The following is a 24,733-nucleotide window of genomic DNA, read 5'->3' as shown; positions in this document are numbered from 1 at the left end:
GTTATCCCATTTCTTCATGCGCCGGCGCAACTGGACGGTACCCTACGCGCTGTTTCTGCTTGTATTTGTCATAGTACCGCTGCTGCTCATCGTGCTCTATGCCTTTACGGACGACGGAGGGGCGTTTACGTTGGCCAACTTCCGCAAGTTCATGATGCACCCCGAAGCGATGAACACGTTTGTCTACTCCATCGGAATAGCCGTCATCACCACGCTGGTCTGCCTGCTGCTGGGCTATCCGGCGGCGTATATCCTGAGCCAGAAACAATTCAAAACCTCACGCACCATGGTGGTGCTGTTCATCCTCCCCATGTGGGTGAATATCTTGATACGTACGCTTGCCACAGTAGCGCTGTTCGACTTCCTGAACCTGCCGCTGGGCGAAGGTGCCCTTGTGTTCGGTATGGTCTACAACTTCCTGCCGTTCATGATATACCCCATTTACAACACCCTTCAGAAGATGGACCACAATCTGATTGAGGCTGCGCAGGACTTGGGAGCCTCTCCTACCCACGTATTCGGCAAGGTGATTCTGCCGCTCTCCATGCCGGGAGTGATGAGCGGCATAGTGATGGTGTTTATGCCTACGGTTTCTACCTTTGCCATTGCCGAGTTGCTGACAATGAACAACATCAAACTGTTCGGCACCACGGTGCAAGAGAATATTTACAACGGAATGTGGAACTACGGTGCCGCCCTCTCGCTCATCATGCTGCTGCTGATAGGCATCACCATCCTCTTTACCAACGAGGAGGACGGGGCATCGAATGAAAGCGGAGGTGTGATATGATGACACGAATCTTAACCCGCGGCTACTTGTGGCTGCTGCTGGCGTTGCTCTACTCGCCCATCTTAATTATTATGATATTCTCCTTCACGGAGGCAAAGGTGCTGGGCAACTGGACGGGGTTCTCCACCAAGCTGTACAGTTCCTTGTTTACGGGCGGGATGCACCACTCGCTGATGAATGCTATCTGGAACACATTCGCCATTGCCCTGCTTGCTGCCACCGCCAGCACGGCGCTGGGCAGCATTGCAGCTATCGGCATCTTCAATCTGCGCTCGCGCACACGGCAGGTAATGAACTTCGCCAATGCCATCCCGATGATGAATGCAGACATTATCACCGGTGTGTCGCTGTTCCTGCTGTTCGTCAGCTTCGGCATATCGCAAGGATTCACCACAGTGGTACTGGCACACATCACTTTCTGCACGCCCTACGTGGTGCTCAGCGTAATGCCCCGGCTCAAAAAGATGAACCAGAATGTCTACGAGGCGGCACTCGACCTGGGCGCCACACCGTTCCAAGCACTGCGCAAGGTTATTCTTCCGGAGATATTTCCGGGTATGATAAGCGGATTCATCCTTGCTTTCACGCTCTCCATCGACGACTTTGCCGTGACCATCTTCACCATCGGCAACCAGGGGCTGGAAACGCTCTCCACCTACATCTACGCCGATGCGCGCAAAGGTGGACTGACGCCGGAACTGCGGCCACTCTCCACCATCATCTTCGTGACGGTGCTGGTGCTGCTGATTGTAATCAACAAGCGGGCCGAACGGACGAAAAACGATTGATGTGAGTGATGAGTTATAAGTTATCAATTGTCAAGAACAAGATGATGAAAAGGATAATAAACATACTGATTCTACTGTGCTGTATCGCATTCCTCTCTTCTTGTGGAAACTCCACAGAAGAGCGCAGCCGTGTACTGAAGATATACAACTGGGCGGACTACATCGATGAAGATGTGCTTGCCGAATTTCCCGACTGGTACAAGCAGCAGACGGGCGAAGACCTCCGTATCATCTACCAGGTGTTCGATATCAACGAAATCATGCTCACCAAAATTGAGCGCGGGCACGAGGACTTCGACGTCGTATGCCCCTCGGAGTACATCATCGAACGCATGCTTCGCAAAGACCTCCTGCTACCCATCGACCGCAACTTCGGCCACACGCCGGACTACATCCCCAACGTGTCGCCCTACATTCGCCACGAGCTGAACAAGACCTCGCAACCGGAACGCCAGACCGAGGACTATGCCGTACCCTACATGTGGGGCACCGCTGGCATCCTCTTCAACAAAAAGTTTATTACCGCCGAAGAGGCCGGCACATGGGATATCCTCTGGGACTCCAAGAACCGAGGCAAAATACTGATGAAGGACAGCTACCGCGATGCCTACGGTACCGCCATCATCTACGCCCACGCCCGGGAGCTGGCCGACAGCACCGTCACAGTAGAGCAACTGATGAACGACAACTCCCCGCAGGCCATCGCCCTGGCCGAGCAACGCCTCAAGGAGATGAAACCCAACATCGCCGGCTGGGAAGCCGACTTCGGCAAAGAAATGATGACCAAGAACAAGGCGTGGATTAACTTCACCTGGAGCGGCGATGCCGTCTGGGCCATCGAGGAGGCCGATGCCGTGGGTGTGGAACTGGACTACACCGTCCCCCGCGAAGGCAGCAACATCTGGTACGACGGCTGGGTAATCCCCCGCTACGCCCGCAACGTGAAGGCGGCAAGCTATTTCATCAACTACCTCTGCCAGCCTTCCGTGGCACTGCGCAACATGGATGCTATCGGCTACGTCAGCGCCGTAGCCACACCGGAAATCATGGAGGCCAAGACCGATACCACGCTCGACGTGCACTCCGACCTCAGCTACTTCTTCGGCCCCCTGCCCGGAGCCGACAGCCTGCAGATAGACCCGGTCCAGTACCCTGACCGCTGTGTAGTGGAACGTTGCGCCATGATACGCGACTTCGGCGACCGCACGGAACTAGTGCTCGAGATGTGGAGCCGCGTGAAAGGTGACAATCTCAACACAGGCATCGTGCTGCTCATCTTCGCCGTTTTCGGTCTGCTCTTCATCTGGCTGGTATATGCCAAGATACGAAAGTACAAGCAGAAACGCCGCCACCGTCTCCGCAGAAAGCGGAAAAGGGGATGAGCAACACATTGTTTACCTAAAAACCCGTCAACGTGCAAGGAACAAAGAATCTGACACAAGGCCCCATCAACCGCCAGCTTTTCACGCTGGCAATGCCCATCATGGCCACCTCGTTCATCCAGATGGCCTACAGCCTGACGGACATGGCATGGGTAGGGCGTCTGGGCAGTGAGTCCATGGCTGCAGTAGGTGCGGTAGGCATACTGACGTGGATGTCCGGCTCCATCGCCTTGCTCAATAAAGTGGGCGCCGAAGTCAGCGTAGGCCAGTCCATCGGTGCACGCAGCGAAGAGGACGCACGCAGCTTTGCCTCGCACAACATTACGATTGCCCTGCTCATCTCCGTCTGCTGGGGAGGCCTGCTCTTTCTTTTCGCCCGCCCCATCCTGAACATCTTCGAACTGAAACAGCATATCACGGACGCCGCCGTGACTTATCTGCGCATCGTGTCGACGGGACTGCCTTTCATCTTTCTCTCCGCTGCCTTTACGGGCATCTACAACGCGGCAGGACGAAGCAAGATTCCGTTCTACATCAGCGGGACGGGACTGATAATGAACATCGTCCTCGACCCTCTGTTCATCTTCGGCTTCGGTTGGGGAACAGTGGGCGCGGCACTTGCCACATGGCTTTCCGAAGCTACAGTATTCGGCATCTTCGTCTACAAGCTCCGGGGGAAAAGCGCCGTGCTCGGAGGTTTCTCCTTTATCGTTCCGCTGAAAAAGAAGTACACCCGGCGCATCTTCAAGCTCGGGCTGCCCGTGGCTACGCTGAACACGCTATTTGCCTTCGTCAACATGTTCCTCTCGCGCACCGCCTCGGAGCAAGGAGGACACATCGGACTGATGGCATTCACCACTGGTGGACAAATCGAGGCCATCACCTGGAATACTTCGCAAGGATTCTCCACGGGGCTGAGCACGTTCATCGCCCAGAACTATGCCGCGGGGCAGAAGTCGCGCGTGAAGCAAGCATGGCGCACCACCATGTGGATGACGGGCGTATTCGGAAGCCTCTGCTCACTACTGTTCATCTTCTTCGGCAGCGAGGTGTTCTCTATCTTCGTACCCGAGGCCGAAGCCTACCGTGTGGGTGGAGATTTCCTCCGCATCGACGGCTATTCGCAAATGTTCATGATGATGGAAATTACCATGCAGGGCGTGTTCTACGGACTGGGACGGACAGTGCCGCCTGCCATTGTCAGCATCGGATGCAATTACATGCGTATTCCGGTGGCGTTATTGCTGGTGCACATGGGTATGGGAGTGGATGCCATCTGGTGGGCAGTAAGTGGAACGACCGTTGCCAAAGGTCTTATACTGACAGCCTGGTTCGTCCTCATCAAAAGGAAAATTCTCTAAAAAAGGACAGAACTGGCGAACTTTAGAAAGAAGAATATGGTTATTATATACATAAATTTGCAACATTAAAGATAAAGTCAACTTTTAAAGAAAAAGAGTTATGAAGAAGATGAAATTTACAGTATTACTTTTGTGCGGCGCATTGCTGCTGGGCAGTTGCGGCACAATGAACAACAAGGCCAAAGGTGGAATAATCGGCGGTGGCTCCGGTGCAGCAGCAGGTGCCATTATCGGCGGACTGATAGGTAAAGGCAAGGGGGCAGCCATTGGAGCTGCGGTAGGTGCTGCAGTAGGTACGGGTGCCGGCGTTGCCATCGGACACAAGATGGACAAGAAGGCTGCCGAAGCTGCCAAGATTGAAGGCGCCCAAGTGGAGCAGGTGACGGATGCCAACGGCTTGCCGGCTGTCAAAGTATCCTTTGCGGCAGGTATTCTTTTCGGCTTCAACTCCGCAGCACTGAGCAACGAGGCAAAGGCTTCCCTGCGCGAACTCGCACAGATTCTGAAGGAAGACCCGACAACCGATATCGCCATCATCGGCCATACCGACAAAGTGGGTACTTACGAAGCCAACATGAAAGTTTCCAAGAACCGCGCCTATGCCGTAGAGAACTATTTGCAGGATTGCGGCGTATCTCCGGCCCAGTTCAAGAAAGTGGAAGGCGTGGGATACAACGAATACGACGAAAGTCTGTCTGCCGACCAGAACCGACGCGTAGAGGTATATATGTATGCCAGCGAACAGATGATTAAGAATGCGGAGGCAGCTAATTAATATGGTAAAGTGATTAATGTGTTAATGTGCCAATATGCATATTGGCACATTAACACATTAATCACATTGGCACTCTCTCCATGAAACTCCCGAAGCCTTTGCGGTTCCTCCGCAACATCATATTATTCTTCTTTATTTCCACTATCCTAGCGGTAGTGGCTTATCGTTTTGTACCCGTCTACATCACGCCACTGATGGTTATTCGCAGCGTGCAACAGGTCTTTAAGGGTGAAAGTCCATGCTGGCACCACACTTGGATATCTTCCGACAAGATATCCCCTCACCTGCCTATGGCCGTCATTGCCTCGGAAGACAACCGGTTTGCCACACACAACGGATTCGATTTCATCGAGATACAGAAAGCGATAAAGGAGAATGAAACAAGAAAACGGAAACGGGGCGCAAGCACCATCAGCCAGCAGACGGCAAAGAATGTATTCCTATGGCCCCAGTCTTCCTGGGTACGTAAAGGACTGGAAGTCTACTTCACCGTACTGATAGAATTCTTCTGGTCCAAAGAACGTATCATGGAGGTCTATCTCAACTCCATCGAAATGGGAAAAGGCATCTATGGCGCACAAGCTGCCGCCAAATACAAGTTCAAGACTACAGCAGCCAAGCTCTCTGCCGGACAGTGCGCACTAATAGCGGCAACATTGCCCAATCCCATACGCTTCGACTCAGCACACCCCTCCCCTTACATAAAGAAAAGGCAAGGACAGATTCTACGATTGATGAAACTGGTACCCAAATTCCAGCTAAATGAGATGCGGACAAAAGAATAAGAAGAGGATGTATCAAAACAGTTAATAGCACACAGATGACACATCCTCCTTTAATTTTTAATTCTTAATTTTTAATTAATACGCGTGTCCTCCCTCTTCCATCTCCTTCGCATCAATCTTGCGATTGTCGATGCTGCGCCAAGCGTAGAAGATGTAGGCAAGAACGAAAGGAACAAGGATAGAGACATAAGCCATAACCTTCAGTGTGAACTGGCTCGAGCAACTGTTTGCCAACGTGAGTGAGCTTTGCAGGTCGTGGGTAGAAGGATAATAGGCCGTATTGTTATAGCCTGCCACAAGCAGCAGTGCCAATACCGTAAGCACCGTCCCTGCACCGGCAAACCAGATACCCTTGTCGAATGCCGGCTTCCACAGCGTGCGGATAATGCCCCAGAGCACAGCCACCACACCAACCAGGAATACAAGCAGCACTACCGGCATCTGCAGGAAGTTCGTCAGATACTTGTAAGGTTCCATGAACACCTCTCCCGTTTCCGGGCGTACAGCATAGCCGTCGGCAAGCAGCGTACGGATGACGAAGGCCAGGAAGAATACCAGGAACAACGCCGTATTTCCCCAAAGTGCCCGGCGGCAGCGTTTCACCAAATCATCCTCATTGATATTATTAATAAAATAAAGCGCTCCCAAGATACGTGCCAGGAAGAACACAGCCAGCCCCAGCACCACATTCCACGGATTAAGCAACGCATCCAACCCATGCCAGCCGTTAGCCCATTGACTGATAACCGGCATTGCCGCATCTGCGATATTCCCTTTATTGATATAGAAGTTAGACCCCGTGAAGAACGTGGCCACTGCCCCACCCAGCAATACCGGACCTACCACTCCGTTTATCACCAGGAACGTGCGATACGTTGTCTTGCCCAGCAGATTTCCCGCCTTCGACTGAAACTCGTAGCTGACAGCCTGCAACACAAAGCTGAACAGAATAATCATCCACAACCAATAAGCTCCTCCGAAACTGGTACTATAGAACAACGGAAACGAAGCAAAGAACGCGCCTCCAAACGTGACAAGCGTTGTAAACGTGAACTCCCACTTCCGTCCCGTAGAATTAATCATCATCTTCTTCTGCTCCTCCGTCTTCCCCAGACAGAACAGAAGCGAATTACCTCCCTGCACGAACAGCAGGAATACCAGTAGTGCTCCCAGCAAGGAGACTACAAACCACCAATAGTGTTGAAGAAATATATAAGCATTCATTGTGAGTTATGAGTTATAAGTTATGAGTTATGTGACGGTGTGTGCGTTTCGGTTTCAGGACCTTTGCGAATAGCCTTCAGCATAATTCCCACCTCAGCAATCAGCATGACAGTGAAAAGTACCAGGAAAATAAAGAACGTGGTCTGCACGGAGCCTACATCCAGCTTAGAGATGGCGGCACTCGTGGGCAGCATATCTTGGATGGCCCACGGCTGACGACCACACTCGGCAACCACCCATCCGGCTTGTCCAGCCAGATAGCCCAGCGGAATGGTGAGCATAGCCACCCAATGCATCCATGGCATCCGCGACAAGTCTTTCTTATAGGCCAGGAACAGCACCACAATAAAGAAGAGGATGAAGTATCCACCCAACATCACCATCACACGGAACATGTAGAACGTAAGGGACACATTGGGCACCAGCTCGTTCACGTCCTTGATATAACCATAACCGAAATAGGCTACATTATCTTTCAACACTTTGGCAGCCACCTCTGCATCTGCCTCATTGCCCGCAGCCTTGGCTGCACGATAGGCGGCAAACGCACCGATAGCCGTTTTTCCTTTTTCTATTTTCTCCTCTGCCGAAAGCGCTACGGTACCATCGCTCAACGGATATCCACCTTTCAGCAGGTCATTGATGCCGGGAACAAAAGCATCCATCTTGCGCTCGGCAAGCAGCGACAGCATCTTAGGGATTTCCACACGGAAAAGGAATGGGTCTACTCCGTCCTGCGGTGTCTGCTTGGCAGGATTCAGCAGCCCGAACGCTACCAATCCGGCACCTTGCCGCCCTTCATAATAGCCTTCCATAGCAGCCAGCTTCATCGGCTGCTTTTGCGCCACCTGATAGCCCGAGCCATCACCCGTCCAGGCAGAGAGCACAGCGGCACACAGACCTACCCATGCGGCAATCTTTACACTTGCCAGCGCAAATTTCTTCTCGCGCTTCTTCCACAGATACCAGCAGCTTACGCCTACTACAAACACGGCAGCCAGCACCCAGCCGGACAGCACGCTATGGAAGAACTTATTGACAGCCATCGGCGAAGTTGCCACAGCCCAGAAGTCCACCATCTCGTTGCGTGCCGTATCGGGATTGAACTCCATACCTACGGGATTCTGCATCCACGCATTGGCAACCAGAATCCACCAGGCAGAAATCGTGGCGCCCAGCCCCGTGAGCCAAGTAGATGCCAGGTGGAAACGCTTGCTCACCTTATCCCAGCCGAAGAACATGACGGCGATAAACGTTGCTTCCATAAAGAAAGCCAAAATACCCTCGATGGCAAGCGGCGCACCGAAGATGTCGCCCACAAACCAACTGTAATTACTCCAATTCGTACCGAATTCAAATTCCAGAATAATACCGGTTGCTACACCAATAGCAAAGTTGATACCGAAAATCTTCATCCAGAATTTGGCAGTACGTTTCCAAAATTCGTCACCCGTACGGTAGTACGCTGTCTCCATGATGCCCATAATTACCGCCAGTCCAAGTGTCAGCGGCACAAAAATCCAGTGATAGATGGCGGTCAAGGCAAATTGGGCTCTCGACCAGTCAATCAGGGAAGTGTCAATGTGTCCAAGCATAAGAATCAAGTTATGAGTTATAAGTTATGAGTTATTAAGTTTTTAAGTTATCGGGTAAGAACAGAGAGACACGGAGAATTTATAAGGGCAAGGAAATAAACTCTGTGTCTCCGTGTTTAGTCGCCCAGACTCCGGTGGATAAGCTCATTGCTGACATAGCCTTCCTTGTCATCGCCCACCACGGGGGTATTCAGAAACCGTGGGAAGAAGAAAAGGCGGAGAATGAAGAACATAATGAATAACTTCACAAGAATGATAAGCCACAAAGTACGCCCTAACGTCATACTTCGAAAACCTTCCAAATAAAAACGCCAAATGTTTACCGCAGTCTGTTTCATGCCGATAAAATTATAATGATTACAAATATAAAATACTTTTATATAAAGAACAAATAAAAAGGTGAAAAGTTGAACAGAAAAAAGACTTCTCCCATTCATCGGTACAAAAAAGATTTTAGGCGAGGAAAATTCACTCAACGTCTATCACTTTTGCAATCCTTTCTCCACCCCACTACATTTGCAAATATAAAACCATAGAATAACGAAGATATGACGAACGTAAAAAGATTGACAGTGATAGCGCTATGTATGGCAAGCTGCATGGGAGTGGCCGCCCAAAACGGCACTTCCACGCAGATACCCGGCAGTTCCGAGCAGCCAGCCGACAGCCTGCCCGCCCAATGGGACTTGCAAGCGTGCATCGACTATGCCTTGCAGCAAAACATCACCATCCGCAAGAACCGCCTCAACGCGGAAAGTGCCCAGGTAGATGTAAAGACCGCCCGAGCCGCTCTCTTCCCCAGCCTTTCGACCAGTGTGAGCCAGCGTGTCGTGAATCGCCCGAAGAGCGAGACAAACACCATCATCGACGGCGACAACATCACCAGCAGCCAGAGCAAGACTTCCTATAACGGCAGCTACGGCATCGATGCCAACTGGACCCTCTACAACGGCGGGAAGCGCCTCAACACCATCAAACAACAGCAACTGAACAACCGCATTGCCGAACTTAGCGTAGCACAGAGCGAGAACAGCATCGAAGAAAGTATCGCACAAACCTACGTACAGATACTCTACGCCGCCGAAGCCGTGAAAGTGAACGAATCGACCCTGGAAGTGAGCCAAGCCGAATGCGAACGCGCCCGCCAGCTTCTCGAAGCAGGAAGCATAGCCAAAAGCGACCTGGCACAACTGGAAGCGCAGGTAAGCACCGACAAGTACCAACTGGTGACCGCACAAGCCACCCTGCAAGACTACAAACTACAACTGAAACAACTCCTGGAACTGGACGGCGAATCCGAGATGAACCTCTACATCCCCACACTCGGCACGGAAAACGTACTGGCACCCCTGCCCACCAAAACGGACGTTTACCGTTCTGCCCTCGTGCTCCGTCCGGAAATAGAAGCCGGCAAACTGAATATACAGACATCCGACCTCGACATCAAAATTGCCCGCGCTGGCTATCTGCCTACGCTGAGCCTCAGCGCCGGCATCGGAACCAGCCATGCCAACGGCAATGACTTCACCTTCAGCGAGCAAGTCAAACAGAACTGGAACAACTCGCTGGGCTTCACCGTAAGCGTGCCTATCTTCAGCAACCGGCAGACCAAGAGTGCCGTAGAGAAAGCCAAGATTCAGAAGCAGACCAGCGAACTGGACCTGCTGGACGACCAAAAAACGCTGTACAAGACCATCGAAACCCTCTGGCTCGATGCCAACAGCGCCCAGCAGCGCTACGCCGCCGCCACAGAGAAACTGAAAAGTACGCAGACCAGCTATGAACTGATTCAAGAGCAGTTCAACCTGGGCATGAAGAATACCGTAGAACTGCTGACTGAGAAAAGCAATCTGCTCAGCGCACAGCAGGAGACACTGCAAGCCAAATACATGGCCATACTGAATATGCAGCTACTGAAGTTTTATCAAGGAGAAAAAATCGAATTATAATACCTTATATATATGAACAAAAAAAGAATCATCCTCATTGCCGTAGCTGCCGTAATCATAGTGGGCGGCGGCGTATGGCTCTTCGGTGGTGCCAAGGCCAAGCACAAGGTGACCTACGCCACAGCAACCATCCATAAAGGCGAGATTTCCGAATCCGTAACCGCCACGGGGACCATCGAACCGGTGACGGAAGTGGAAGTGGGTACCCAGGTGAGCGGTATCATCGACAAGATTCATGTAGACTACAATTCCGTAGTAACCAAAGGCCAACTCATTGCCGAGATGGACCGCGTGACACTGCAAAGCGAACTCGCTTCGCAACGCGCCGCCTACAACGGTGCAGAGGCCGAATACGAGTACCAGAAAAAACTCTACGAGCGCAACAAGACGCTGAACGAAAAGCAGCTCATCGCCGCCACGGACTATGAGCAGTCCGTCTATAACTACGAGAAGGCCAAGAGCAACTACGAAAGCAGCCAGGCATCACTGGCAAAGGCTGAACGCAACCTCTCCTACGCCACCATCACCTCTCCCATCGACGGTGTAGTCATCAGCCGCGACGTGGAAGCAGGACAGACCGTGGCTTCCGGCTTCGAGACACCGACACTGTTCACCATCGCTGCCGACCTGACGCAGATGCAGGTTGTGGCCGACGTGGACGAAGCGGACATAGGCGGTGTGGAAGAGGGACAGCGCGCCACGTTTACCGTAGACGCCTACCCGAATGACGTGTTCGAAGGAGTGGTCACACAAATTCGTCTGGGAGATGCCAGCTCAAGCAGCACGTCGAGCACCAGCACCAGCACGGTTGTGACCTACGAAGTAGTCATATCCGCCCACAACCCTGACCTGAAACTGAAACCACGCCTGACGGCCAACGTCACCATCTTCACCCTCGACCGCAAAGACGTACTGTGCGCTCCTGCCCGTGCCCTGCGCTTCAACCCCGAAAAACCGCTTATCGGCGACAATGATATCGTGAAGGATTGCGAAGGGGAACATAAACTCTGGACCCGCGAAGGCAACACCTTTACCGCCCATCCGGTGAAGATAGGTATCTCCAACGGAGTCAACACGGAAATTATCAGCGGCATTAACGAAGGTACCGTAGTGGTGACCGAAGCCACCATCGGCAGCATGCCCGGCAGCGGCGCTCCGGACATGAGCCAGGAAGCTCCCGGAGGTGAGAAGAGTCCGTTCATGCCTGGCCCTCCGGGAAGTAAGAAGAAGAGCGGAAAATAATACAAAAAAAGAATTATGAATAAAGCAGTCATTGAACTTCAAAATATCAAACGCAACTTCCAGGTGGGGGACGAAACCGTGCATGCCCTGCGCGGCGTCTCGTTCACCATCCGTGAAGGCGAGTTTGTCACCATCATGGGTACATCGGGCTCCGGAAAGTCGACTTTGCTGAATACCCTCGGCTGCCTGGACACGCCCACCAGCGGCGAATACCTGCTGGACGGTATCTCCGTACGCACCATGAGCAAGCCTCAACGCGCCGTACTACGCAACCGTAAAATCGGCTTCGTATTCCAGAGTTACAACCTGCTGCCCAAAACCACTGCCGTGGAAAATGTGGAGCTACCGCTGATGTATAACTCCTCCGTCTCGGCTTCCGAAAGGCGGAGACGTGCCATCGAAGCCCTGCAAGCCGTGGGGCTGGGCGACCGACTGGAACATAAGTCCAATCAGATGTCCGGCGGTCAGATGCAACGCGTAGCCATCGCCCGCGCCTTGGTGAACAATCCCGCCGTTATCCTGGCAGACGAAGCTACGGGTAACCTGGACACCCGTACTTCTTTCGAGATTCTGGTACTGTTCCAAAAGCTGCATGCCGAAGGACGCACCATCATCTTCGTCACCCACAACCCCGAAATAGCCCAGTACAGCAGCCGCAACATCGTGCTGCGCGACGGACAAATCAAGGACGATACCATCAACACCCAAATCCAGAATGCAGCCGAAGCCCTGGCAGCATTGCCTAAGCAGGAGGAGGAATGAGGGATAAGGGATTAAGGATTAGGGATTAATTTTAAACTTTCCATTAAAACGATATGAACGGAACAAACCTTTTCAAAATAGCCTTGCGAGCCTTGAACAACAACAAGCTGCGCGCATTCCTCACCATGCTGGGCATCATCATCGGCGTGGCGTCCGTCATCACGATGCTTGCCATCGGACAAGGTTCGAAGAAAAGCATCCAGGCGCAAATCTCCGAGATGGGCTCCAACATGATTATGATTCACCCCGGTGCCGACATGCGCGGCGGTGTCCGCCAAGACCCCAGCGCCATGCAGACCTTGAAGCTGACCGACTACGAAGCCCTGCGAAACGAAACCAACTTTCTGGCTGCCGTCAGCCCCAATGTCTCCTCCAGCGGGCAGCTCATCGCGGGCAACAACAACTACCCCTCCTCCGTGAGCGGCGTGGGCACGGACTATCTCGAAATCCGGCAGCTCAGCGTGGAGAACGGCGAGATGTTTACCGAAGCCGACATACAGACCTCTGCCAAGGTGTGCGTCATCGGAAAGACCATCCAAGACAACCTCTTTCCCGGAGGAGAGGACCCTGTGGGACGTATCATCCGCTTCAACCAAGTGCCCTTCCGCGTGGTGGGCGTGCTGAAGTCCAAAGGCTACAACTCCATGGGCATGGACCAGGACGACGTAGTGCTTGCCCCTTACAGCACCGTGATGAAACGCCTGCTGGCACAGACCTACCTTAGCGGCATCTTCGCCTCCGCCCTCACCGAGGACATGACGGACAATGCCACCGACGAAATCACCGAGATACTGCGCCGCAACCACAAACTGAAGGAGAGTGACGACGACGACTTCACCATTCGCAGCCAGCAGGAACTCAGCACCATGCTGAACTCCACCACCGACCTGATGACCACGCTGCTTGCCTGCATAGCCGGCATTTCGCTCGTAGTGGGCGGCATCGGCATTATGAACATCATGTACGTATCGGTGACGGAACGCACGCGCGAAATCGGCCTGCGCATGAGTGTAGGCGCCCGCGGTGTCGACATCTTGAGCCAGTTCCTCATCGAAGCCATTCTTATCAGCATCACCGGAGGCATTATCGGCGTCATCATCGGATGCGGAGCCAGCTGGATAGTGAAGAGCGTTGCCCACTGGCCCATCTTCATCCAGCCGTGGAGTGTATTCCTCTCCTTCGCCGTATGTACCGTCACCGGAGTGTTCTTCGGTTGGTATCCCGCCAAGAAGGCTGCGGACCTCGACCCGATAGAGGCCATACGCTACGAATAACCTATCTCTCTCTTGCCAGAAGTTATCAAAACACGTCCTAAGTATTAAAAAAAAACGTTCTAAGTATTAAGAAAAAACTTTCTGCCAATAAAGAGAAAAGTTATGCGAAACTAAGGATAATCTCTATCCCAAGCCTTGGGATAGACATCCGCAAGCTTGGGATACATATCCGCAACCTGGAAACGCTTATCCGCAACCTGCGAACAGAGATTTGCTTCGTAGGCAGCGGATATTTCCAATATCCATCTAAAATCACTATCTTTGTATTATGATGAAACAACAGCTCCCTAACCCACGCCACCGCGGCATCGAAACCCTGATACACATCATCGTCTGGGGTATCGTCATCGGTTTCCCCTTTCTGATGATGACACGCAGCGGCTTCAATATCAGCCTTGCGGACTATCTGCGCCACGGTAGCAGCAGTACCCTCTCATTCTTCCTTGTATTCTACATCAACTACTGCTTCCTCATTCCCCGCTACTTGTTCGAGGGACGCATCCGGCAGTATCTCCTGCTGAACACACTGCTCATCATCTGCATTACCACCGGCGCCCACCTTTGGCAAGAATACACATTCCAAAACCATATGCGCGGCGATGATGACGGTCAGCACATGGGGCCTCCCAAATGGATATTCATCTTGCGCGACGTCTCGACCATGATTCTCACCGCCGGCCTCAGCGCTGCCATCAAGCTGAGCCGCCGCTGGGCGCAGATGGACGCCGCCCGCCGCGAAGCCGAGAAAAGCCGCACGGAAGCCGAGTTGAAGAACCTGCGCAACCAGCTCAACCCGCACTTCCTGCTCAATACGCTGAACAACATCTACGCCCTCATCGCCTTCGATGCCGACAAGGCACAGACTGCCGTGCAGGAACTGAGCCGACTGCTGCGCCATGTGCTGTATGACAATCAGCAGAACTTCGTCACCCTGGACAAGGAGATGGACTTCATCCGTAACTACATCGAACTGATGCGCATCCGTCTCTCCGCCAACGTCCGTGTGGAAACAAAGATAGACGTCCGACCGGACAGCCGTACGGAAATAGCTCCGCTCATCTTTATTTCCCTCATAGAGAATGCCTTCAAGCATGGCATCTCCCCCACTGAGCCCAGCTTTATCCGTATCCACTTCAGTGAAAGCCCCGGAGAGATACATTGCGAAATAACCAACAGCTATCATCCCAAAAGCGTGGCAGATAAAAGCGGAAGCGGCATCGGCTTGGAACAAGTGCGCAAGCGTCTGGAGCTGACCTATCCCGGTCATTACGACTGGCAGCAAGGAGTGAGTGAGGACATGAAAGAGTATAAATCTATTTTAATTATAAAGATATGAATCTGAAGTGCGCCATTGTAGACGACGAGCCCCTCGCCCTAGGGTTGCTGGAAAGCTACGTCAACAAGACCCCGTTTCTGGAGTTGGTCGGTAAATACTCCAGTGCCGTACAAGCCATCAAGGAGTTGCCCGAGAAGCACATCGACCTGCTTTTCCTCGACATCCAGATGCCCGAACTGAACGGACTGGAATTTTCGAAGATGGTCGATTCCGGCACCCGCATTGTCTTTACCACCGCCTTCGACCAGTATGCCATAGACGGCTACAAAGTCAATGCGCTGGACTACCTGCTGAAACCCATCTCCTACGTCGACTTTCTGCAGGCTGCCAACAAGGCTGTGCAATGGTTCGAATTGCTGCAACAGTCCAAGGAAGAGATTCAGAGCATCTTCGTAAAGAGCGAGTATAAGCTGGTGCAAATCGAATTGAGTAAAATTCTGTACATAGAGGGGCTAAAAGACTATCTCAAAATCTACGAGGAGGATTCTCCCAAGCCTATCCTGTCTCTCATGAGCATGAAGGCAATGGAGGAACTTCTGCCTGCCTCGCGTTTCATGCGCGTCCACCGTTCCTACATTGTTCAGAAGAATAAAATACGTATTATAGACCGTGGCCGCATCGTGTTCGGAAAGAATTACATCCCGATAAGTGACAGCTATAAACAAGCTTTTCAAGAATTTTTAGACCAAAGAAGCTAAAAAAATCGACTAATCCGTCGATAAAATCGGAAAAAACGTCGATTTATTATAGAATCCTTTTGCATATTAAAATATGTTTTTTTATCTTTGCACCGAACAGATAGGAGTTGTGAAACTCCCCCAATAGAATAGTTTAGTTAAGTCTAGTTTAGTTTTTGTGTGAAGCACTTCCTCCGTAAGCGAACGCTGGAAGTGCTTTTATTTTAGGTGTATCAGGTACTTACGGAAAAAGCAGATTTCCATCACTTCGCAGCAGGTTGCAAAATTTGATTGTCGGACAATTGTCGGACAGTATTTTTTAATAACCAAATTGTCGCAACTTTATTAAACAAAAAGATGGCAACACTTAAACTTTGTATCGTACCAGCTAAAGTGCTTATCAACGGAAAGCACAAAGTAAGAATATCTCTGGCACACAACTCCGGTACCAGATACATTCCTACAAACTGTATCATCGATGACTTGTCCCAATTTAAAGATGGTCAAGTTATCAATCACCCCGAAGCTGCATCTATGAACATGAAGCTCCGGAACCTGCTCAACCATTACCAAAAAGTCATAGACAACATCTATGATGTGGATGTATATTCATGTTCCGAACTCCGGGAAATCATCATCAAGAAGAAAGACCATACCAATGCCAAATTCTCCTCAGCTATGAATTCTTATCTATCTGAACTCGCAGAAGAGAAAAGAAGTAAATCAGAGAAGTTATATAGGCTATCCTGCCAGTCCTTCATTAAGTCACAAGGTGACTTATTACTTTCTATGATTACACCTCGGAATATAAAGCATTTCGAGATGGACCTTGAGGATAAGAGGTTATCCCCTACCACTATCAAAATATATCTGACATTACTCAAAGTGATTATCAACTATGCAAAGAAGCACAATATGGTAAAATATGAGATTGACCCTTTTGAGTTCTGCCGAATGCCATCCGCTAATATTCGTGAACTAGACCTTACTATTGACGAAGTAAAAGCTATCCGGGATATGGAAATTCCCAAATACAACATAGGTGTAGTACGCGACATATTTATGCTAAGTTATTACCTCGGTGGAATCAACCTTATAGATATGCTTGACATTGATTTCCGTAAAGATTGGATAGAATATTACCGACGGAAAACAAAGAACAAGAAAAGCGGTGAAAGCAAAACCGCATTTTCAATCCAACCGGAAGCCAGAGAAATCATAAACAAATACATGCAAAAAAACGGAAAGCTTGTGTTTGGCAAGTACAAAACATTCGGGCAATGCTACTCCGTGGTATCACGTAAAATGGAAGAACTTGCCAAGATAGCTGGCATAAAGAAACATGTGATATATTATTCAGCCCGTAAATCATTCGTCCAGCACGGATTTGAATTAGGTATCTCCTTAGAAATACTTGAATACTGCATCGGCCAGTCGATGAAAACCAATAGACCAATATTCAACTATTTTAGGGTCATGCGAAAACATGCGGATGATGCAATGAGAAAAATCTTCGACAGTCTAAAGTGATTGTTCTTGGACGAAAGCTATTGCCTCGATAGTAGCTTCTTCCCTCTCCTTTTCTATGTCGGAGTTCAAGCGGTCTATTAAGTCCATATTTCCCGTCAGCGCGGTTTTCACACAATCGGAAAACGTGACTATCAGCCGATAGTGACCGTATCCAATAAAGGACTTCGTGAGCTTCGGGAAGGATGATTCAGTTTTACCCATAACGCAACCGGATTAAGGAGCGGAAAAAAGAACGGTTCCGCTTTCCCGTTGCGTTACATATTCTCAAATAGGAGGATACAGTGAAACCATTAAGCTATCACACGGGGGTCGGAACCGTATATGCACAAGCTACTGGCAAAATTTATCACCAGTAGCTCTACGGTCGGAATATTACTATTCCTCCTATTCAATAAAGTATGTAACGCACCGCAAATATGGAAAAAATATGCGAAATAACGAAAATAATTCATGCAATAGTTGTATAATAACCAAAAGATTATTATCTTTGTAATGTCAAATAACAAAAGTAATCAACATGAGTAACGAACAAATTAAAAAGGACCTGCTTATACAAAGAGCATTCCTCAAAAAAGAATTAGACCAGCTAAGGTTTATTGCCGAAGTTACCGGAACTAACCAAGAAAAAGAGATTGATAAAAGATTAGACCGATTACTGACAATCGACAAAATATTGAAAGAGTTAGAAAAAAAGAAGTAAAACAAAGTCCCTCTCTCCGGAGAGGGCACTAAAAAACAAATATATGGCACTGAAAGATGAATTACTGGCATTAAAGCCGCTACTTGGTACAGACTCTCCAGAGTTCTATACCAAAATGAGAGAAATAGCCGCCAAGTACAATTCGGAAGAAGATAAAAAAGCTATTGCAGATTTCGTATCAGAACGCTTACAGAACATTGATAGGAAACTGGACGTTATAGAAGAAAGTGCAATCAAATTGCAATTACAAGAAGTTGCCGAAATAGTTTCTCTAAGCTATCTTGCGAAAAAGTATTTCAACAAGAGCCGTTCGTGGTTATATCAGAGGTTAAATGGCAATCTGGTAAACGGGAAACCGGCACGCTTTACTAAAGAAGAATTACAGACATTCAACAATGCACTACAAGACATATCTCAAAAAATAGGCTCACTTAGTATCTCATATTGATACTCTGTTATTTGACACCATCCCCGTAGTTGAGCCGCTACGGGGATTTTTTACTGAAAAAGAAGCGATTCATTCAACTGTCCTTTCCACAATCTCCATCACTACATGGCTTGACTCCAACCAGAGCCAATACCACAGCCAAAGCATAATCCCACCCAACCAAACAAAAGCCACATCAATATAGTACAAATTTAATATCCTGCTAACCAATACACATAAGAGTTCTCCGCAAAGCACATAGGCAGCAACCATAGTAACAAGCTGGTCATTGGCAACAGTTATCAAAACCAGAATGCCTATAACGGGAAGAAGGGAAATACAATCAATTAGAAGTTGTTGTTTGTCATTCATAATACAATAGGGATTAGAATACAAATATAAACATTATTTTGTATAAAACAACCCTCTATAATAGGAATTTCTGACAAAAAAGAAACGAACTATTATTACAATATAAACAAAAAGAGCGACTATTCAGCCGCCCCTTTCGCATTAACGAGATAGACATAAAAGTATCTCAAATCATCTCTGTAGATGAATCCGAACCACTACAGAGTTTCCATTCATTCTACAGTTTCTCCTTTTTCATTCAGAAGTACCGTTACTTCTTCAGTGGATTGATTTTCCTTGGTGATGGTCAACACAACCTTATAAATCTTACCGGTTTCTTTCTCGGAAATGAAAGCCTCCTTTATTACAGCCCCCTCATAGTCCTTAGCCAAGACATTCATAACTGCCTGAGGCAAGTCTTTTACTTCCACTTTTGTGAACTCATCCTGAGGATTTTGCTGAGTTTGCTCTACAGACTGTGTTCCAGAAACCACGTAAGCAAATGCTACTGAACTGCCTAATCCCATAACCATTGCTAATGCTACCAATACTTTTTTCATAATCGTAAGTTTTAAGTAAATAAATATAGTTTTTGTATTAACTATAGGACAAACGATATGCCATGATGTACATCAGTACATAATACATTATACATCAGCATATTATAAAAACAAGAAGGAATAATTATGTGTGGAAATATGTGGAACTGAGTACCACACATGGGGAATAATTACACAATATGGATTACTTAATTCTTGGGAAATGGAACAAGACAGCTGAATAAGCTGCCCCTTCTATAAAACAGTCAACAAACAGACATTCACTAATCAAATGACATAAACATAAGCATAAATAACCCGGCTAAAGCCATAGCAAATGCAATTACCATACAAAACTCTTTTTTCATAACTAATAATTTGGTTAAACACATATTTCCATCGCACGTTCAACAACGCACTCTTGTCTCCGACAAAACCTCAGCCGCATAAAAGCTGAGGTCCAGCATGTTCCTTTCAATATATACAATCAATTAGAGCACACAATGTTGGAACATTCTGTAAATCCAGTATAAAGAAACTGCAATGGCTGAAAGAAGGACTATACTAACACTATATACCGGATTCTACTATAAAGACAACTGCTTTTCTGAAATTCCCTACGTGACTTGAGGGAATTTTATAAAAGAAAGGATATAAATGAAAAAGCCCCGACGAAAGCCGGGACATGTCACACACAATAGATATGAATTGTTGCCTATGAATATAAAGGCAGCTTATTCAACCGCCCCTTCTATTACTTCCTTCAACCGATACAATCTATCAATGGCCGGATTATAGAAAGCATCCGGATAATGCTGCTTTATATCGCAGATATTCGCATTAACATACATAGAGGTGTCAAAAATATGTTCTGCCTCACTTAGCATCACCTCCTTGGGTAACTGGGTTGTTTGTGCCCATTCGATTATTGCCTTGACGGATTCCTCGTCATAGGAATATTTACTTTCTTCTGCCATAATTGCTATTTATGTTTTTATGAATTAGCCTGCACAAATATAGATAATTGAAGCCAATTACAAATGATATAGAAGCCGAAGTTATAGGAAATATTGAGGCTTTGCATTAATTTTGTCACTACTTATAATTTTTTACACCATATGAGCCCAAAGAATGTATATGAATTAATCCAGGAAAGACTGGAAGTGATTTTTAAAGAGTTCGACAATATATACATTTCCTTTTCAGGTGGAAAGGATAGCGGAGTGTTGCTGAACCTATGTCTGGACTATATGCGTAGGAACCGGCTGAAGCGCAGGATTGGAGTGTTCCACATGGACTATGAGATACAGTACAGTATGACCATTGACTATGTGGACCGGGTATTGGAGGCAAACAAGGACATGCTGGACGTGTACCGTGTCTGCGTGCCTTTCCGTGTAACGACCTGTACCTCCATGTACCAGAACTACTGGCGTCCCTGGGACGAAGCAAAAAAGGAAGCATGGGTCAGAGAAATGCCGGAGGGCGCAATGACTGTAGACGATTTCCCTTTCTATAACCGCAGGATGTGGGACTATGAATTTCAGACAGAGTTTTCCCGTTGGCTCCATCAACGGAAAGCTGCACGGCGTACCTGCTGTCTGGTGGGCATACGTACCCAAGAAAGCTACAACCGTTGGCGCACAATCTATCGAGGTGTGAAAGAGCAATATAAGGATTACCAATGGAGCACGAAAATCAGCGAGGATGTGTATAACCTATATCCACTGTTCGACTGGAAAACGGAGGATATATGGATTGCCAACGGTAAGTTCCGATGGGATTACAATAAACTATACGACCTCTACTATCAAGCCGGGGTAAGCCTTGACCGGCAACGGGTGGCAAGTCCGTTCATCAGCGAGGCCATTGAGAGCCTTGCCTTGTACAAGGTCATTGACCCCAACACTTGGGGACGGATGATAGGACGTGTAAACGGAGTCGGCTTTGCCGGACTTTACGGCAATACCCGTGCTGCTGGAAGGAGAGAGATACGTCTGCCGGATGGATATACCTGGAAGTCATTCATGGAATTCCTGCTTTCGACCCTGCCGGAACATACCAGGAGAAGATACCAGTCCAAGCTGGAAACCAGTATCAAATTTTGGAAGGAAAAGGGTGGAGTTCTCAGTGATGAAGTCATACAGAAGCTGAAAGACCGCAATATCCCCATCCAGGTGGGTGACAGTACCAACTATAGGACAGACAAGAAACCAGTACGAATGGACTACCTGGATGACATTGACATAGAAGAGTTCCGAGAAATTCCCACCTATAAGCGTATGTGTATATGTATCCTGCGTAACGACCATACCTGCAAGTATATGGGGTTCGCCCTAACCAAGGAGGAGAACAAAATGAAGAGTAACGCCTTGAAAAAATACAAGGATATTTTATAAATACTGCATTTTACAGTAAACATATAAAACTGCTCCGACTTTCGCAAGCCGGAGCAGTCCAATTTATAAATTTAAAGTCTTATGATGAAGATTGTCTGTTGCGCCAATGTTTTACTATCAGCATAACGACAATCAAAACGGTTACACAAACACAAGCAAAACCAATTTGTTTAAGCAAGGTGGATTCTTTTTTTTCTTTTATAGTTTCTGACCGTTTTTCCTCACGGATATTGGAAATGGTTCTTTTATCAGCCTTGACACTCGTAGTATCAACTACTACCGTCTGTTTATCCTCCTTCTTATTGAAATCACCTTCTACATGACCGTCAGCCAATAACGGAGATTTCCCGGTCAAGCTATCGGGCGGTTTTCTTGTATCATAGATACGGAAATCAATCACATAGTTACCATTAGCGGTAATGAGTTCGCTCAAAGAGGTACTTGCCCCATGTACGATATCGACCGATTCACTCGTGCTGTCCTTTCTGATTACTTCTGCACCGGACTTGACAGCTTTATGAGAGCTGCCACATGATAACAATAGGAACAGACACATGAAAGGAGCCAGCAATATATGCCGGCTTACCCAGTTCATAACCTTAGCCAACATAGGCAATGTCATTTATACGGTTCATCCAACCTCTCTTAAATTTATTGTTCGCCGGACGTTTTTTACATATATCCTCGATGAAATCAAACCGTGCAATCTTAATCATGTCGAACAACTCACGCGGGTTCCTGGCATTCACCGCAGCGAGTGTCTTAGGTCCAACAATGCCATCCACAGTAACACCAAGCAAACGTTGAGGAATCTTTATTCCGTGTACACCGGATGCCCACACCCAATCGACAAGGATATTAGCAACTGATTGCGATTTAATATCGTCAGCTTTCCATCTGTCCCAATAATGCGGTTTGAGCACCCGGTTAACGACATCCTCACGGGTAAGCAGACGCAGGTCATCCACGTCTATATCACCGTCACCGTCCTTGTCATAGCCGCATGACTTCCACGTGCCAATAGTCACACCCATATTCGTTGCACCTCCAAGGTCTGCCGGGTCATTCACGAAACCGCCTTCCCATTTGAGAATCCACGGCGCTAATTTATACACATTCGCCATTCTTATTTTCCTCCTTGATTTTTGGTTTTACATAAAAATACAATATATTTGCAAACGCCTTTGTTTAAACTTTAAGTTGTGTAGTATTAAGGGAAAGGGAGCTGTTGTGAAACACCTTCCTTTCCGCGAATCAGTAGCCGTTTTGCGGTTCTCTGTCACCGCATTTCTTCCTCTCACACCGTTTAAGCGCCAGTTCCAGTTTTAAGTCAGAATTAGCCTCCTTCAGTGTAAATAACTCATCCTGCACCTTACGGAGCCGGTCTGTCTGCTCCACAAACCGCTGTTCCTTCTCCGAAAGCTGCTTTTGCAGGAACTCGTTGTACTCCCGTAATGCCTTAAACTCCTCGACATCCGCATGTGCGTCCTCAATACGCGCATTGGTTTTGCGCGACATCCACCACTTAATAAGCTGCTTGATGCCCTCGATGCCACCGAGTGCGGTCACCAGCATAACCCAATCATCCATACCCATTTTATTACTTTATTTATAACCATCAAATTGTCAGACAACCACAAAAGTAAGTAAGCCTATGTCAAACATGCTGCCAATTCGGGATTTTCCACTGACACAGAATGTCAATGCAAAGATAGATATGGATGTAGCCTTCAAAAAGGACATTATTTTTTTGACATTCTCCGCAAATGGTCATCCAATGTTTTAGGGTTACATTTAAGCTTACGACATATGGCTGCCTTTGAATAACCATATTCGAGCATAGTTCTAATGAGAGGTTCCTTTCCTGTAAGCTTGTAATGCGTGTTTTTATCCCCCTTTTTCCGACCAAGTCGTATTCCTGCAGCTTTTCTGTAAGCAAGGGCCTCCTTGGTTCGCTGACTGATCAAATCACGTTCAATCTCAGCGGATAAACCGAAAGCGAATGCCAATACCTTACTGTTGATGTTATTACCTAATTCGTAACGCTCCTTGACAGTAAGAACGCAAGTCTCCTTAATCATACAGAGGTGAAGCATTGACATAATACCCATCAGGTTTCTTCCTAATCGGCTGATTTCTGTTATGATTAGAGTGTCGCCTTTCTTCATCCTCTTGAGAAGCGGGCCTAATTTCCTATCGTTAGCAATTTTGGTGCCGGAAACCTTCTCGGACACCCATTTATCTATTACAAGTCCTTTTTCCGTTGCAAATTTCTGGACTTCGAACCTTTGGTTCTCGACTGTTTGTTTGTCAGTGCTAACCCTAATGTATGCGTAAACCATTTTTGCGGTGAAGGTAGTCTTATTCAACAGCCTAACCAAAAAGGGTATTCTAATGACCCTCAAAAATACAAAGGTATGATAGAGAAGGTAAACATAAGTCAAGCCTTGAACAGCTTATCTGTTAAGGATGATGCAGATTTTTTCTATGGGGAAACAAGTAGTGAACCGGTGAAGATTAAGAAAAGCGACCTTAATTTGCAAATGAACAAAGCAAATATTGTTAAAGATGGAGACTTAAACAACCTTGTAGAAGCTGGAGAATATAGCGTATGGAATAATGTGGCAAACATTCCAACTAATAGCTTTTATTGGGTCAAAGTTATAGGTTCAGCTGATTTTGTACAAATAGCAATATCCTTTATCGACCTGAAAGAGTATAAGAGGTCACGAGTCAATGGTGTTTGGACTCAATGGAAATGATTTTTACTACTAAATAGAATATTTCCTAATACATTCTTTTTCATTCGTATCTTCTGACCCTCAAAAGTACAAGGGATATGATAGA

28 protein-coding genes are annotated in these 24,733 nt (G+C 48.0%); 17 read left to right on the top strand and 11 right to left on the bottom strand.

All coding sequences use genetic code 11. The annotated features are described in order from the left end of the window. Positions 1 to 16: 16 nt before the first annotated feature. From DW039_RS13195 to mtgA, 6 genes are all read left to right on the top strand, one after another. The gene (locus DW039_RS13195) at positions 17 to 790 is read left to right on the top strand and encodes an ABC transporter permease (protein ID WP_120382026.1); all 774 of its coding nucleotides are present in this window, start codon (positions 17 to 19) and stop codon (positions 788 to 790) included. Next, entirely contained in the window at positions 787 to 1,578 is a 792-nt protein-coding gene (locus DW039_RS13190) for an ABC transporter permease (RefSeq protein WP_005828082.1), read from the top strand. Before DW039_RS13195 ends, DW039_RS13190 begins: the two co-directional genes overlap by 4 nt. Before the next feature lie 44 nt (positions 1,579 to 1,622). Next, positions 1,623 to 2,960 (top strand): ABC transporter substrate-binding protein, encoded by a 1,338-nt coding sequence (locus DW039_RS13185; RefSeq protein WP_175522695.1) that lies wholly within the window; start codon positions 1,623 to 1,625, stop codon positions 2,958 to 2,960. 32 nt (positions 2,961 to 2,992) lie between these two features. Next, the gene (locus DW039_RS13180) at positions 2,993 to 4,321 is read left to right on the top strand and encodes an MATE family efflux transporter (protein ID WP_005828079.1); all 1,329 of its coding nucleotides are present in this window, start codon (positions 2,993 to 2,995) and stop codon (positions 4,319 to 4,321) included. 100 nt (positions 4,322 to 4,421) lie between these two features. Next, positions 4,422 to 5,096, top strand: a complete 675-nt coding sequence (locus DW039_RS13175; RefSeq protein WP_005828077.1) for an OmpA family protein — start codon at positions 4,422 to 4,424, stop codon at positions 5,094 to 5,096. A gap of 80 nt (positions 5,097 to 5,176) precedes the next feature. Beyond that, positions 5,177 to 5,881 (top strand): monofunctional biosynthetic peptidoglycan transglycosylase, encoded by a 705-nt coding sequence (mtgA, locus tag DW039_RS13170; RefSeq protein WP_120382013.1) that lies wholly within the window; start codon positions 5,177 to 5,179, stop codon positions 5,879 to 5,881. A 75-nt stretch (positions 5,882 to 5,956) separates the two neighbouring features. On the opposite strand, the gene DW039_RS13165 is transcribed toward mtgA, so the two are convergent. The 3 genes from DW039_RS13165 to DW039_RS13155 form a co-directional block, all read right to left on the bottom strand. Beyond that, on the bottom strand, positions 5,957 to 7,105 hold the full coding sequence (locus DW039_RS13165; protein ID WP_005828073.1) for a cytochrome d ubiquinol oxidase subunit II: 1,149 nt from the start codon (positions 7,103 to 7,105) through the stop codon (positions 5,957 to 5,959). A 20-nt stretch (positions 7,106 to 7,125) separates the two neighbouring features. Further along, a complete protein-coding gene (locus DW039_RS13160) occupies positions 7,126 to 8,700 on the bottom strand; it encodes a cytochrome ubiquinol oxidase subunit I (RefSeq protein WP_005828071.1) in 1,575 nt (524 codons plus the stop codon). 116 nt (positions 8,701 to 8,816) lie between these two features. Continuing rightward, entirely contained in the window at positions 8,817 to 9,038 is a 222-nt protein-coding gene (locus tag DW039_RS13155; RefSeq protein ID WP_005836288.1) for a DUF4492 domain-containing protein, read from the bottom strand. A gap of 210 nt (positions 9,039 to 9,248) precedes the next feature. Between DW039_RS13155 and DW039_RS13150 the strand changes: the two genes are divergently transcribed. The 7 genes from DW039_RS13150 to DW039_RS13120 all read left to right on the top strand — a co-directional run bounded on the left by DW039_RS13150 (position 9,249) and on the right by DW039_RS13120 (position 17,470). After that, positions 9,249 to 10,649 (top strand): TolC family protein, encoded by a 1,401-nt coding sequence (locus DW039_RS13150; RefSeq protein WP_120382012.1) that lies wholly within the window; start codon positions 9,249 to 9,251, stop codon positions 10,647 to 10,649. Between the two features lie 12 nt (positions 10,650 to 10,661). Further along, positions 10,662 to 11,891, top strand: coding sequence for an efflux RND transporter periplasmic adaptor subunit (locus DW039_RS13145; RefSeq protein WP_120382011.1), 1,230 nt, complete (start codon positions 10,662 to 10,664; stop codon positions 11,889 to 11,891). 15 nt (positions 11,892 to 11,906) lie between these two features. After that, positions 11,907 to 12,653 carry an ABC transporter ATP-binding protein gene (locus DW039_RS13140; RefSeq protein ID WP_005828066.1) on the top strand — a complete coding sequence of 249 codons (747 nt, stop codon included), beginning with the start codon at positions 11,907 to 11,909 and terminating at the stop codon, positions 12,651 to 12,653. Positions 12,654 to 12,706: 53 nt separating this feature from the next. Next, the gene (locus tag DW039_RS13135; RefSeq protein WP_005836280.1) at positions 12,707 to 13,927 is read left to right on the top strand and encodes an ABC transporter permease; all 1,221 of its coding nucleotides are present in this window, start codon (positions 12,707 to 12,709) and stop codon (positions 13,925 to 13,927) included. A 268-nt stretch (positions 13,928 to 14,195) separates the two neighbouring features. Further along, a complete protein-coding gene (locus DW039_RS13130; RefSeq protein ID WP_120382010.1) occupies positions 14,196 to 15,263 on the top strand; it encodes a sensor histidine kinase in 1,068 nt (355 codons plus the stop codon). After that, positions 15,260 to 15,961: a LytTR family DNA-binding domain-containing protein gene (locus DW039_RS13125; protein WP_022401519.1), complete on the top strand. Its 702-nt coding sequence runs from the start codon at positions 15,260 to 15,262 to the stop codon at positions 15,959 to 15,961. Before DW039_RS13130 ends, DW039_RS13125 begins: the two co-directional genes overlap by 4 nt. Before the next feature lie 336 nt (positions 15,962 to 16,297). Beyond that, positions 16,298 to 17,470 carry a phage integrase SAM-like domain-containing protein gene (locus DW039_RS13120; protein ID WP_117589092.1) on the top strand — a complete coding sequence of 391 codons (1,173 nt, stop codon included), beginning with the start codon at positions 16,298 to 16,300 and terminating at the stop codon, positions 17,468 to 17,470. Here the strand turns inward: DW039_RS13120 and DW039_RS13115 are convergent. Then, entirely contained in the window at positions 17,462 to 17,671 is a 210-nt protein-coding gene (locus DW039_RS13115) for a hypothetical protein (protein ID WP_117879008.1), read from the bottom strand. The two genes, DW039_RS13120 and DW039_RS13115, sit on opposite strands and share 9 nt — an antisense overlap. A 316-nt stretch (positions 17,672 to 17,987) precedes the next feature. On the opposite strand from DW039_RS13115, the gene DW039_RS13110 reads away from it, so the two are divergent. Together DW039_RS13110 and DW039_RS13105 are read left to right on the top strand one after the other, a co-directional pair. Further along, positions 17,988 to 18,170, top strand: a complete 183-nt coding sequence (locus DW039_RS13110; RefSeq protein WP_117589094.1) for a hypothetical protein — start codon at positions 17,988 to 17,990, stop codon at positions 18,168 to 18,170. Positions 18,171 to 18,213: 43 nt separating this feature from the next. Continuing rightward, the gene (locus DW039_RS13105) at positions 18,214 to 18,618 is read left to right on the top strand and encodes a DUF5053 domain-containing protein (protein ID WP_117866126.1); all 405 of its coding nucleotides are present in this window, start codon (positions 18,214 to 18,216) and stop codon (positions 18,616 to 18,618) included. Positions 18,619 to 18,687: 69 nt separating this feature from the next. On the opposite strand, the gene DW039_RS13100 is transcribed toward DW039_RS13105, so the two are convergent. The 3 genes from DW039_RS13100 to DW039_RS13090 all read right to left on the bottom strand — a co-directional run bounded on the left by DW039_RS13100 (position 18,688) and on the right by DW039_RS13090 (position 20,464). Beyond that, the gene (locus DW039_RS13100) at positions 18,688 to 18,969 is read right to left on the bottom strand and encodes a hypothetical protein (protein ID WP_005837084.1); all 282 of its coding nucleotides are present in this window, start codon (positions 18,967 to 18,969) and stop codon (positions 18,688 to 18,690) included. 212 nt (positions 18,970 to 19,181) lie between these two features. After that, on the bottom strand, positions 19,182 to 19,508 hold the full coding sequence (locus DW039_RS13095) for a hypothetical protein (protein ID WP_008664637.1): 327 nt from the start codon (positions 19,506 to 19,508) through the stop codon (positions 19,182 to 19,184). A 713-nt stretch (positions 19,509 to 20,221) separates the two neighbouring features. After that, complete coding sequence (locus tag DW039_RS13090) at positions 20,222 to 20,464, bottom strand: hypothetical protein (protein ID WP_117866127.1); 243 nt, start codon at positions 20,462 to 20,464, stop codon at positions 20,222 to 20,224. Between the two features lie 141 nt (positions 20,465 to 20,605). On the opposite strand from DW039_RS13090, the gene DW039_RS13085 reads away from it, so the two are divergent. Continuing rightward, positions 20,606 to 21,886: a DUF3440 domain-containing protein gene (locus DW039_RS13085; protein WP_117866128.1), complete on the top strand. Its 1,281-nt coding sequence runs from the start codon at positions 20,606 to 20,608 to the stop codon at positions 21,884 to 21,886. Between the two features lie 79 nt (positions 21,887 to 21,965). On the opposite strand, the gene DW039_RS21090 is transcribed toward DW039_RS13085, so the two are convergent. The 4 genes from DW039_RS21090 to DW039_RS13060 all read right to left on the bottom strand — a co-directional run bounded on the left by DW039_RS21090 (position 21,966) and on the right by DW039_RS13060 (position 24,228). Further along, positions 21,966 to 22,496 carry a hypothetical protein gene (locus DW039_RS21090; protein WP_182012948.1) on the bottom strand — a complete coding sequence of 177 codons (531 nt, stop codon included), beginning with the start codon at positions 22,494 to 22,496 and terminating at the stop codon, positions 21,966 to 21,968. Next, positions 22,486 to 23,010 (bottom strand): glycoside hydrolase family 108 protein, encoded by a 525-nt coding sequence (locus tag DW039_RS13070; protein WP_117866129.1) that lies wholly within the window; start codon positions 23,008 to 23,010, stop codon positions 22,486 to 22,488. Before DW039_RS13070 ends, DW039_RS21090 begins: the two co-directional genes overlap by 11 nt. A 130-nt stretch (positions 23,011 to 23,140) precedes the next feature. Beyond that, complete coding sequence (locus DW039_RS13065) at positions 23,141 to 23,482, bottom strand: hypothetical protein (RefSeq protein WP_117866130.1); 342 nt, start codon at positions 23,480 to 23,482, stop codon at positions 23,141 to 23,143. 146 nt (positions 23,483 to 23,628) lie between these two features. Continuing rightward, positions 23,629 to 24,228 carry a master DNA invertase Mpi family serine-type recombinase gene (locus DW039_RS13060; RefSeq protein ID WP_117599663.1) on the bottom strand — a complete coding sequence of 200 codons (600 nt, stop codon included), beginning with the start codon at positions 24,226 to 24,228 and terminating at the stop codon, positions 23,629 to 23,631. A gap of 75 nt (positions 24,229 to 24,303) precedes the next feature. Here DW039_RS13060 and DW039_RS13055 point away from each other — a divergent pair, with 75 nt between their 5' ends. Next, positions 24,304 to 24,648, top strand: coding sequence for a pyocin knob domain-containing protein (locus tag DW039_RS13055; protein WP_117589304.1), 345 nt, complete (start codon positions 24,304 to 24,306; stop codon positions 24,646 to 24,648). Positions 24,649 to 24,733 lie beyond the last annotated feature (85 nt).

Origin of the sequence: Bacteroides sp. AF39-16AC (assembly GCF_003602735.1) — a bacterium.
In the GTDB taxonomy this organism is placed as follows: Bacteria; Bacteroidota; Bacteroidia; order Bacteroidales; family Bacteroidaceae; genus Bacteroides; species Bacteroides uniformis.
The sequence above is the reverse complement of the archived record's forward strand: the minus strand, read 5'-3'. Positions and strand labels throughout refer to the sequence as shown.